Annotated in this window: 7 protein-coding genes; 1 reads left to right on the forward strand and 6 read right to left on the reverse strand. The window is 39.8% G+C overall.

The window, feature by feature from the left end; translation table 11 throughout:
* Positions 1–3: 3 nt before the first annotated feature.
* From K8S13_RS21315 to K8S13_RS21330, 4 genes are read right to left on the reverse strand one after another with little or no spacing between them, the layout of a single operon-like run.
* Complete coding sequence (locus K8S13_RS21315; RefSeq protein WP_291465741.1) at positions 4–1,134, reverse strand: FlgD immunoglobulin-like domain containing protein; 1,131 nt, start codon at positions 1,132–1,134, stop codon at positions 4–6.
* Entirely contained in the window at positions 1,131–1,973 is an 843-nt protein-coding gene (locus K8S13_RS21320) for a hypothetical protein (RefSeq protein WP_291465742.1), read from the reverse strand. Before K8S13_RS21320 ends, K8S13_RS21315 begins: the two co-directional genes overlap by 4 nt.
* A 49-nt stretch (positions 1,974–2,022) precedes the next feature.
* Positions 2,023–7,266, reverse strand: a complete 5,244-nt coding sequence (locus K8S13_RS21325; protein WP_291465743.1) for a right-handed parallel beta-helix repeat-containing protein — start codon at positions 7,264–7,266, stop codon at positions 2,023–2,025.
* The gene (locus tag K8S13_RS21330) at positions 7,263–8,399 is read right to left on the reverse strand and encodes a hypothetical protein (RefSeq protein WP_291465744.1); all 1,137 of its coding nucleotides are present in this window, start codon (positions 8,397–8,399) and stop codon (positions 7,263–7,265) included. The genes K8S13_RS21325 and K8S13_RS21330 overlap by 4 nt, the downstream gene beginning before the upstream one ends.
* A 595-nt stretch (positions 8,400–8,994) precedes the next feature.
* On the opposite strand from K8S13_RS21330, the gene K8S13_RS25815 reads away from it, so the two are divergent.
* Positions 8,995–9,192 (forward strand): type II toxin-antitoxin system RelB/DinJ family antitoxin, encoded by a 198-nt coding sequence (locus tag K8S13_RS25815; protein ID WP_367172800.1) that lies wholly within the window; start codon positions 8,995–8,997, stop codon positions 9,190–9,192.
* Here the strand turns inward: K8S13_RS25815 and K8S13_RS21335 are convergent.
* Both K8S13_RS21335 and K8S13_RS21340 read right to left on the reverse strand, forming a co-directional pair.
* Positions 9,175–10,830, reverse strand: a complete 1,656-nt coding sequence (locus tag K8S13_RS21335) for a transposase (protein ID WP_291465745.1) — start codon at positions 10,828–10,830, stop codon at positions 9,175–9,177. The genes K8S13_RS25815 and K8S13_RS21335 overlap by 18 nt on opposite strands.
* Before the next feature lie 152 nt (positions 10,831–10,982).
* On the reverse strand, positions 10,983–11,648 hold the full coding sequence (locus K8S13_RS21340) for a hypothetical protein (RefSeq protein WP_291465746.1): 666 nt from the start codon (positions 11,646–11,648) through the stop codon (positions 10,983–10,985).
* Positions 11,649–11,910: the final 262 nt, after the last annotated feature.

Below are 11,910 nucleotides of genomic sequence, written 5' to 3' on the forward strand. Positions count from 1 at the left end.
CAGCTATCTCCTTATTATGACTTTCCGGCTTTTTGTACCGCAATGATCATCGTAACTCCAGATATTGGTGGTGAATACATGCTCTCCTTCGGGCAGGTTGCTTGTATCCCAGAAAAAAGTAAACGGTGTATATCCCTCTTCATCCTCGAACAAAAAAATAAGATCAACAAAGAACATGACCTCGAACCGGGAGCTTTCAAGATGTTTCCGGTCTCTTTTAGAAAGAACAATTTTCACAGGAACTATACCGTTTAAAATTGGGATACCTTCTGAATCTTTTTTGTGCTGTCCCGGGAACACTATTTGAAAATCAGGTTCGTGGCAAAGTGCTGCATCATGGGTTGAATGTTTGAATTTGTTGCTTATTCGAATTTTCTTTGGTGAGCGCAATTCATTTTGATCAGGAGGGTTCTTAGAAGGAAAATCTTTTTTCAGAGTCTCTCTACTAAGAATAATACTGTTATCCGGTAAAGAATAAGCAAAAATACTGATCTGCCGGTTTGGCAGTTTAAATAGATTGATCAGTCCATCTTGATCTAATCCGTCCCAGGGCTCTTTCTGCCTGCCTGCTGCCCTGGGTTCCCAGTCTATGATTGTCCGTAAAAGCAGCGAGTTCTCAACACCTGCTCTGATTCTAACCATACCTGCTTTCGGCAGAATATATCGGATTTCACCTTTGAAAGTATCAAGTTGTGCATCCCTTGCTTTGATAAGATTGCCGCCTGTTTCATCTGCAGGATCGTACACTACTGGTTTCTCGTTATTGGTTTTACCCATAATTGTAAAAATATAATACCCCGGTGGTAAAAGATGGTTGTGGTCATCAGTGCCGTCCCACTTTATCTTGTGGGGTCCTTTTTCAAGCTCTTTGTTTTTGACAAGTGTTTTGATCAATAGATCACTTCTATTATAAAGTTTTACGGTAACCTGGCTTTGTTTGGATATATTAAAATGTATGGATACATCTTTTTCTTTTTCAGGAGAAAACACTTTTTTATCCACCCGGATATTGGTGATTCTCAATGGACGGGTATTAAGGGCGGCCATCTCTTTTTCTGGTTTTAAACGGCCCTGTGTGCAAGAGAATAACAGGCCGGCCAAGGCAATGAATAGTATAATATTAAGTGTTTTCATTTTGTATTTATCCAAACAGGATCAGTACACTTTTTATTCATCGGGGTGACAGGTTTTTTATCCGATCCATTGGCCTTCATCTGCCATATCTGAAGCGTTTCCTGTCGGGTTGAAACAAAAAATATGGTCTGATCATTTTCAGACCAGACAGGCTGTGCATCCAACCCTTGGAAACGGGTCAGCCGTTTTTTTTGATTATTGGTTAAATCCAGTACCCAGATATCACTGTTGCCTTCAGCATCAGACGTGTAGGCAATATATCTTCCATCATGAGACCAGCAGGGTTTCATGTTATTATATCGGGTTTCAATCACACAGGCTTTGTTCTCACCTGACTTATCCATCACCCATACACCATATTTTTTTTTATTTTTTACAGCAGACACATATGCAATTTTCCCCCCGTCGGGGGACCAGACCGGATCATACTGCCGTCCCGGCATATCAGTCAGTTTTTGTATGGTCCGGGTTAAAAAATTATATTTCCATATATCGCTGTCATCCATCAGGTCTTCTTTAAAACGGGTAAAGACCATTTCTTGACTGTCCGGAGAAATATCCGGATCAAAAAGGTTTCCATACTTTTCAAGTATTTTTTTTCCATCATTGTTTTCATCAAGCACTGAATATATTCTAGCGTTGCTTGTCCGGTAAAGAAATTTTCTCCCCTTTTGATACCACTTGGGTTCTTTTTTGTCCTGGGAATCAAAGGTTAATTGTTCAGATTGCCGGGTATCAAGATTAAATTTCCAGATCTGCCAGAATTCATCGGTCAGGCAGGAACAACCGATTTGATTTGATGACATCCCTTTGGCAATACAAATATTCACAGGAAGCAAGAAAAATACTGCTGGAAGAATAATGAAAAAAATTATTTTACTAAATTGATTAATCATAAACATGAACATTGACATGCTTGGTGAAGGTTGTGTTATTCCCACTGTCAAAGGCAGTAATAACCATTGTATAATCTCCCTGGGGACCGTTGCTTTTTTCCAATTCCGTACTGCCGATTTTTCCGTCCCATTCAAAGGTATGATTGCCCTGGACTTTAACCATGGCATCGATTAGAGACCAGTTCCCGCCATTGGGATCTCTTAAAGAGATTGAAATTTCCGCCTCCTTGGTCAGGGTATAAAAAATGGTGCTGATCTGTCCATATGTAGGGGTGATTACATAGGGTTCAGATGAAACATCGGTAATTTGCAGTGTATTATCCTGAAGAACGATGGCATTCTCAGACATGGATTCTGCCTTCATATTAATACCCAGTTCCCCCACGACCACAGCACCGGAGGCATTGAGACCATCCCATATTTCTGTTTGAGGGCCCTGGCTTCTTGGAGTGCCTTTAAAAAGAGGATTTAATTTTTTCTGTCCGCCAATGGTCACCCATGCGGCTTGACTCAACTCATACTGAATCTGTATATCCTCATTGGCGTATGGGTTATATTGTGCCGGGTTAACAGACCCCTCGGTTATACTAACCGGGGTTTTTACATAGGCCGGATCATAGACATCAACAAGTTCATCTCCATCAAAGGCTTTAATAACATAAACATAGACAGAATGGTCTACCACATCACTATTCACATTTCTTCCATCCCAGGGAATACTATACATTCCAGCTGGCAGTGGCTTCATTTCCATCAAAGTCATTAGATACGCTCTTTCAAATGTTCCATCCCCAAATTGATCAATAATCATCATCGCCTTATATAATTCGATTGTAATATTCAATGGTACATCAAGATGAAATGAAATCAAACTTGAATCATTGTTGGCAGGGTTAATAAATTCTTGAGATACAGAAATTTGAGTAATCAGAAGATGACCTGGGATGGTATTGCCATTCTCACCATCAAGGATTGTTGATACATCCGCCTGTGCCGATGTATCAGAATCAGAATAATCATATATGTTGTCCCGAATTTCACTTCTGACAATAGTTCCCCACCAGTTATTATTCAAATCAATTAATTGATTTTCAGCGTCATAAAACCACTCGATAGATACATTGTATGCGTCGTTGTTTCCAACTCCGTTATTATAGATATTGTTGTTATTGATGACAGGATGCGGATTTTCATCAACGGAAATGTTACCTCCTTGAATTTTTATTCCGATTAAGTTTTCAATAATTGTATTAGCTAAGATTTGGGGGGAGCTTTTGCGATAACAATGAATGGCAGTATAATTTTCATTTAACAGGCAGTTTTGAATCATGGGTGACGAATCGGTAAGATATATACCATGCCTATTTTTAAAAAATGTGCTGTTGCTGATCAAGGGGCCGGCTTTTTTGCATTCAATACCGCGATCTGCATATTCAATGATTGAATATGTGATTTGCCCTGTTGCATTTTCATTAAAATAAATCCCCTGCCAGGCACTCAGGGCAGGATATAGTACGGCAGAAGTAAATTTTATCGGACTGGTTTCTGTCCCTATAGCATTGAGTTCTCCGTCTACCCATAGGTTTTTGCCTTGTGCAAATTTTATGATGACCCCGGGTTCAATAGTCACTGTAATGCCGGGCAAGATTCTGACATTTTCTGTGACAATGGAAGGGGACTCATCAAGTGTCAATGTCAGGGCAGAAGAGATGATGCCATTAAAATAGATTTGAGTCTGGTTGTCTGATCGCAGTCCGGCCATATGTTGAAGGATGTAGGTTGCATCTTCTCCGCCGGTTTTTCCATCGTCATTAAAATCATATTTAAAAACTACAGAAGGACTTGGTGTACTTGAAATCAGTGTTTGGAGGACAGAACTCAGGCTCGGCCCATTCATGAAAATGAAAGAAGAAAAATCCACAACAGGAGAATTGCTGTGATCTCCAAAGTCATATATCTTTTCTGAAATGGTTTGCACATTACTTGTTCCCCACCAGTTGTGTGTTGCATCAAGGATCACTGCACTAAGATTATGGTATGACTGGACATAGTAATTATACTCTGAATTATTATCAAAATAGCAATGGTTCACACTGGGGGCCGGGGGCTCAGCATAATAATAATTATTCACTCCCATGATACCGCGATTGTTAAGCCGTATTTTTGTGTCTGTGATTTGTGGCGATGTATCATTCAATAAATAGATGCCGATATCAGCATACTCCACGATGCTATTGTTTATAGTCCCTGTAGAATTATGATTAAACCGGATACCCTCCCAGACACCGGGGGCCGGGTCCGGCAGTGCTGAGGTAAAGGTGGCAGGCTGCCCCACCGATGCACCGGCTGTCATTATGGCATTTTCCAGCACTGTCAGGACTGCACCGGACATGAATTTTAACGTTGAACCGGGCAGGATAGTCAGCTCATGGCCTTTTATCACACTGAAAGAATAGGGAACGATATAACTGTCGTCCAGAATCATGTTATCCCGGGTTCCGCCAATTAAATACAGCTCCCCGGTCAATGCATGGGTAATGGGTGTTCCATTCTCAGAATCAAGGAAAGAAGAATAATCCAGGAAAACCATCCGATCATTTTTTCCATTATCATAAATCATGGTTCCGATTTGTTGTGGATCAGCCGTCCCCCACCAGTTATTTGTTGCATCAAGAGGTCTTATATCGTTATCAATGTACTTTGAAACATAATAATTATAATCTTGGTTTGCATAAATTGAACACTGGTTGACTACTGGAAAGGTAAGAGGATCATTGCTATAGCCTCCTGCTTCAATTCCTCTGTTATTGTGACGTATTGTAGAATCAGTTATTTGGGTTGAAGTACCGGCAGAAATAAAAACACCTGTTGATGCATACTCAACCAAAATATTTTTTAAAACAACAGAATCACTGTCATTCAGCTTGATTCCTTCCCAGTCTCCTATGGCCGGGGAAGGTTGAAATGAGGTGAATGTAACAGAGCTCCCTTGGGAATCTCCGGCAGTCATACTCCCATCCTGTGCCACTTCTATATAGGAGCCAGTCATGAACTTTATGATGGATCCCGGCAGTATGGAAAGTTCGTGCCCAGTCTTTACTGTGTAATAGGACGGCACGATATAATCCCCATTCAGAATGACATCTCCCACTGTCATACCTATTAAATAAGTCTCGCCACCCGGAGGAATCACAGGAGAACCGTTTTCAGCATCAAGAAAGGAAGAAAAGTTGACAACCGAACTATAATCATTTTGTTTGTAATCCATTATTTTTTCGATGAAAATCTGTGGGTCAGCTGCCCCCCACCAATTGTTTGTTGCATCCAGAACAACAGAGGAAAAACCATAGGTGTAATAGTTGTACTGCTGGTTATCTGTAAATGAACAATAATTTACAACAGGATTGGGAACACCAGAGCCATAAAATGTTTTATTAACATAGATTCCGGTATTATTAAAACGGAGAGTACAATTGATTATCAATGGACTGGAATTATCAGTGACCTGGACGCCGTACTGTGCATATTCGATAATACAATTATCCAGATTGCCGACAGACCCGTCGACAAACTTTATCCCTGTCCAGTCATTCGGCTCAGGTGTTGCATTTGCAGAGGTGAACGTCACCGGAACCATTGATGATTCACCGGCATTCAGTACGGCATTTTCAGAAACAGTTAAATCAGCACCGGACATGAATCTCAAAATTGTTCCGGGAAGGATGGTTAATTCAAATCCATTTATGACACTATAATAATTTGGAATAATATAAGACCCGTCCAAACTGGTGTTCCCATCGGTTCCGCCAATCAAATATATCTCTCCTGTGGGTGCATGGGTAATGGGAGTACCGTTTTCCGAGTCAAGAAATAAAGAATAATCAACGACAGACCGGCTCGGACTGATGCCATGATCATAAATGGTTTCACCAATTTCGTCAGGATCTGCCGTCCCCCACCAGTTGTTTGTTGCATCAAGGGGTACAGGGTCAAGGGATATGGTTTTTTCCACCTTATAATTCCAGGTATTTCCATACAAGGAACAAAAGTTAATCACCGGACGTGAAGCGATTCCATTGTAATCTTCGACCTCGACGCCATATTGGTTATTTCTGATGACAGTCTGTAATACCTGAACTGAACCACCTCCGGATATAAGAATTCCTTTTTCAGCATACTCAACAACAGCATTCTTCAACTCTACCGTATCTGAATTATTGATTTTGATGCCTTTCCAGTCTGCAATTGCAGGTGCTGACTGCCAGGATGTAAAAATGACAGGATCTCCCTCAAGGTCACCTGCCAGAAGATCAGCACCCTCTTCTATTTCAAAATATCCATCTGACATAAATTTTATGGTTGTTCCAGGTGAAATGGTAAGTTCATGTCCCGGCAGTACAATAAAGTATGCCGGTACGATATAATCACCATTCAGTGTCCTATTACCCAATGTAACTCCATTAAGATATGTTTCTCCACCAACAGGAACCACGGGTGATCCGTTTTCTGAATCAAGAAAAAAAGAAAAATCTACCACCATGCTTCGCGCGTGATAATCACCATAGTCGGAAATGGTTTTTGCAATTTGATTAGGGTCTGCTGTTCCCCACCAGTTGTTTGTTGCATCAATCACTGTGAGAGAGCGAAGATACGATGGAACTGAGAGGTTGTTTGATGAATTTCCATAGAAAGAACAATTGTTAATAATCGGTTGTGGAGTTCTGGTTGAATCTACCGCTCCTATATTAATACCATAGCTATTATTTCGTATAGTGCAGTTCATAATCTGCGGGGATGTTTGTAAGTTTAATTCAATTCCACTGTATGCATATTCAACAATACAATAATTCAAATTCCCATTGGAATTATCTGAAAAACGAATTCCGCGCCAATCTGAAATAGAAGGTGATGCCTGGTTTGAAGTGAAATGGACAGGGTTACTTTCCATCCCGTTAACATTCAAACTCCCATTATTAGTTAATCGCCTGGAGGAATTAAATTTAACAACAACACCGGGCTCTATTGTCAGTGTAGCTCCAGCATCAATATAAATATCTTCTGTAACAATATACGGATTTCCTGTACTGTCCCAGGTAGTATCAGTGAAAATATTCCCGCTTACATTTGTGTCGGCATACACATTTAATGCAAGCACTATACTTAAAATAACAAACAAACTTACCAATATATATCTGGTTTTATTCAATACAAATCTCATGGCTTTTGCATATTTCATTGGCAGTCACTCCTGCCGAAATCTTCGATAAAAAGGTAGAGGTCAATCTCATCAACCGCACCATTGCCGTCCATGTCACAGGTACAGGGGAACTGCGGCGAACAATCAATAATGCCTAATTCCTGGATGAGTACAGAAATATCACTACCGTCTATATCCAGAGTGACATCAAAATCAGCAATGCAGTTTGGGATATCATATTCGTTATTAGGATTCGATATAGATAGAAATTCTCTCAAGTTGCAGTATCCGTCACCATCTGCATCCTCAAATGTATCATTTGAAAAAGGATCCAGACCATATGTTGTTTCAAAATCATCAGGCATCCCGTCATTGTCATCATCTGGATCAGCATTGTTTCCAATGCCGTCGCCATCAGTGTCTTCCCACTCATTCGGGTCTTGAGGGAAAACGTCATATTTATCAGCAACACCATCGCCATCAGAATCCGGTAAAATCTCAATACTGGAAGCAGGATTGGGTGAAAATGAATCGATACTTACTTCAAAATCATCTGATAATATTTTGGTATTCCACTGGGAGGAATTTTTTGGATACGCTTTAATCAGAACCGGAACTCCCGTATAAAGATCTCCATCAGCCTCATCATACAAATTGTTGCCATTAATATCAATTCCCCAGCCAACAAGAGGATTGAACAAAAAAGTCTGTTGAAGTTCAAAATTATAGATGCCTTTAACTGCATTTTCTTTACTTTTGAAATGGATGGTAAAAAGGACTTGCTCGCCTGTGTAATCCCCACTACCGCCAGAGTTCTGATCCATGTTGATATAGGCGCCGCTCAGTAAAATCTTGCCGGGAACAGAACCGTTATGAACCCAGGGAATAACAATGGATGAAGATTGTTCGTCATAAAAGGATTTAAAAAAAACACTTGACACCGAAGTTGACTCAAGTTCAAATATTTCATCAGGGTAATTCAAAGTTACCGTACACGCTGTCTGCCCAGTCGCATCATCAAGAACGATGTCCAGGCTAAAACTGTCCCCTTTTATTACTTCTGATCGGCTCATTCTCAGTGAGATAGCTTCAGCACCTGCACAGACAGCATTCAGCAGAATGAAAGCTAATACAAATAAAATTAATACATGGCGACTAAGTTTCATATCCAATATTTATTTTTTTCTGATTAATATCCATACTATAGTGAATGAGTCATCCCTATATCTGTTGATCTAATATAAATTCTTCTTAATATCAAATTATATTTCAAAGTTGCCCTACTATAGAAATGCAACTGCCACTGCCTACCAGTTTTAGGCTTGGTGCTTTTCTATATTATCACGAATTTAAAGGCAATATTCATACCAGACTTACAATTATAAATAGCTGCATTACGAAAGCGTGGAATTGACAAGGATGTAGATAAATATTATCTACTGATTAATGTATGGATGCAAATCTGCGTAATAAAAAATAATATGAATTTGGTAAAATTTTTTCACAATTTTAGGAAATTAATGTTATATTTTGGGTAAACTTTTTCCATTTTTATGGAGGCAAAAGTGTTTGGAATGAAAAATGTTTGAATTCAATTTTTATGAATTGAAATATTTTACTAGCGATTATGGATGGTATAAAGGCTTACCGACGGAAATTTTTAAAAAACCAGGACTGGCATAAGCAATGTTGGGACAGAAAAAGCCGTCTTACAAATTCAATAAAAGCGTTGAGAATTAAGGAATTCAACAGGCAAGAAATACAACAATATCTGTACGAATGGATGCAGACCTTAAAAATAATGCTGAAAGTATTTTATCTTCCCTGGGTTTGACAGCATCACAGGCAATTAATGTTTTTTATAAACAGATCACATTTCGAAATGGTTTACCTTTTCCTGTGGAAATCCCTCAGAAAAAACCTATGACCGCAAATAGCAGTTGGCATTCATTTTGCGGCTGTTAAGCTGAACAACGCAGAAAATTTTACTGTCAATTCTTCATCTCTTATTATTTTTTTAATCCCAGGTAATGTTTTGCAGTTGTTCTCTACAACTTTCGCCATTTCTTGCTGTACCTGAACAGCATCAATTTGTGAGAATCGTTCCGCCAGGCTCGAACATCCGTTGAGAATAATTTTCATATACTCGTCGTCTCTTAAATTCTGGACCAGAGGGGTATCGGCAAGGACAGATTGCAGTACTTTATTCAACGAAGCCATGCCGGTTTTTTTACGGTTCTGACGCTTTACATCCCGAAAAAATCTTTCCAGAATATTGTTGGTCCTCTGTGGCTGGATATTCCTGACAACTCCATCCGGGCCAACGACCGGTATTGGATCGGCAAATAGTTTTTTCCAGTATTTATCAATCTGGGCAACCATAGTTTTATAGGTTTTTTCCCTGTGTTTATTGCTCAGAAGCCATTTTCTGAATGCAGTCACCTTTTCTTCAATGCTTTTCATGTCCGAGACATCGCCATTATCGTTGATACCGTTTTTACCCTCAGGAAGGGCAATACGCATGGCGCATCGCAGCTTGTCAAATACTTCTATCTTTGCCTCTAATTTTTTGGCAAGCTCATTGAGTCGATTATCTTCTGCGGTTATTTTGATTGCCTTGTATAACTGGATAAAAGGCCTGTTGGCCCTCGCAGAATCGTTGAGATTGATTTCCTTAATCTGGCCCAAAAGAATATGAACCTTTTGAATACGTCGATAAAAATCAAGGTGTGCGTGATCAAATGGAAACCCATATCCATCGGATTCATTTGGGTAATCAAATATCCACTGGATTAATGCATATGCCGTTATCAGGGGAACATTATCGAAATTGCTCGTCTGCCACTTCCCACTTTGAAGGCTTTCTATGATTTCACCAATATCATGGCAGTCCGGGTTGATTTTTTGCTCAAGATATTTAGCCCGCCGTCTCAGTGTTGGCCGGATCTTAAGTTTTCGTAATCGTTTTTGAAGAGCGGTGTAATCATTGTTTAATAAGTCTTTACCGATATCTCGTAAAAAATGAAAATGGCATATGAAATCTGGCGTGCCCGGAAATACTTCTGCCACAGCATTTAAAATACCTTTGCCCATATCATGCACAAGTGCTTTAGGTTCACCATAGTGTTTTTGAATACCCTTAAAAAAAGGAACAAGCTTGTCCTTTTGCTCCGAAGCAATCTTGACCGTATCAAGGACTAATTCTGAGATCCCATCAAGACCACAAAACAAATTGGGGCTATCACCTTCACAGGTCCCGTCCACATGGAGGATATATCCGCCCCTGCGCATCAGAAATTTTCTCAGAACTGGCCGACTCTGTCTGTGTGCCAGGGCAAGATAAATGATGAACTTGCGGCCCAGATAGCTGATTTCTCTCTCGGAGATGGATATGTTTTTTGCCGCCAACGCAGCCATGGTCTCTTGATTGCTGCGGCAATGGACAAAAAGTGAATACCCAATTTCAATGACGACATCAAAGCCGAAAGTACCTCCCTTGGGTACGAGGTTTTGAAGCTGTGTGGATTTATAGGTTCCATGGCTATGGGGACAGTGCAGTATCGTTTGCTTGGCCCCAAAGGCACCGATATCCATGGTGACCACAGATTTTGTTTCCGTTTTCTGAACATGAAGCGTAGAACCACATACAGAACATTTTGAAATCTCTGGGTAAAAATATATAATCGGTCGTTTCGGGAATAATACGTCGGGTTGAACGGCTCCGGTCAGATTAGCTACAAAGGTTTTCAGCAGTTTTAAGGCCTGAAATCCGGAATTTTTTTTAATAGGCCGTGGTATTCCATGAACCCTTTGATGTTGCTTGATGTGATTCTGCGTTTTTTTATTTCCGACAAGGCTGAAATGTCTTCTGCCGATATGCGATGCTGTCGGATGATGGCAACCAAGATCAAAATTGCTTCAGTGTCGGAAATAGTGACGATGGCCGATCTTCCGATAAGAGAACTTCTTTGCAGTACCTGTTTTTTACATATATCATCAACGTCAGAAAAATAGATGAATACACCATTATGTTTTTCACGATAGATGCCCGGACACTCACGGAAATGGTGCAAAAATGACTGCGGTGTAAGCCCGAGAATCCCACCGAGTTGTCTCCCTGAAAGCCCGGTGGATGAAGCTGTCACCAAATGAACAATGGTTTTCTTTAAATTGCCATACTTGGAAAAGCCAACATTATTATATCGCCACAGACCATATTGGTTAAATTGAGGGATTTGCGGCAACGTATAGTATTTGCCGTTCTGGTTATAGCTTGTGTATGCTTGCCATTGTTTGATTTTTAATCTGGCATTTGAGATGGAACATGTGAGAACGGAAGATAATTCTCCAATACTGAATACTTTAATTTTTTCGAAATATCGATATGCGGCCTTGATTGTATCCTGGTTTAATCGAGCCATATTCAACCTATTAAGTATATGTTTTTGTTTTTATAAATAACATATACTTAATAAGAAATCAAAACAAATTACCTAAATTTTCAGTTAAAATGTGTGATAAATGGGAAGAAACAGCTTTTTTGTCCCTTCATATACCTTACATTTCGCACGAACATAAAAAAAATTGGAGCCAAACACGAGAACCCTCTATTTATTATACAACCCATTGATATCGTAGTAGATAATAAATCTAGACTTTTCTATTCGATTGTTCTATAACACC

The organism is Desulfobacula sp. (assembly GCF_021107415.1).

Excerpts from the sequence above, each read along its gene's own strand:
- K8S13_RS21315 (WP_291465741.1), bottom strand. The coding sequence starts at position 1,134 with ATGAAAACACTTAATATTATACTATTCATTGCCTTGGCCGGCCTGTTA.
- K8S13_RS21340 (WP_291465746.1), bottom strand. The coding sequence starts at position 11,648 with ATGGCTCGATTAAACCAGGATACAATCAAGGCCGCATATCGATATTTC.
- K8S13_RS21325 (WP_291465743.1), bottom strand. The coding sequence starts at position 7,266 with ATGAAATATGCAAAAGCCATGAGATTTGTATTGAATAAAACCAGATAT.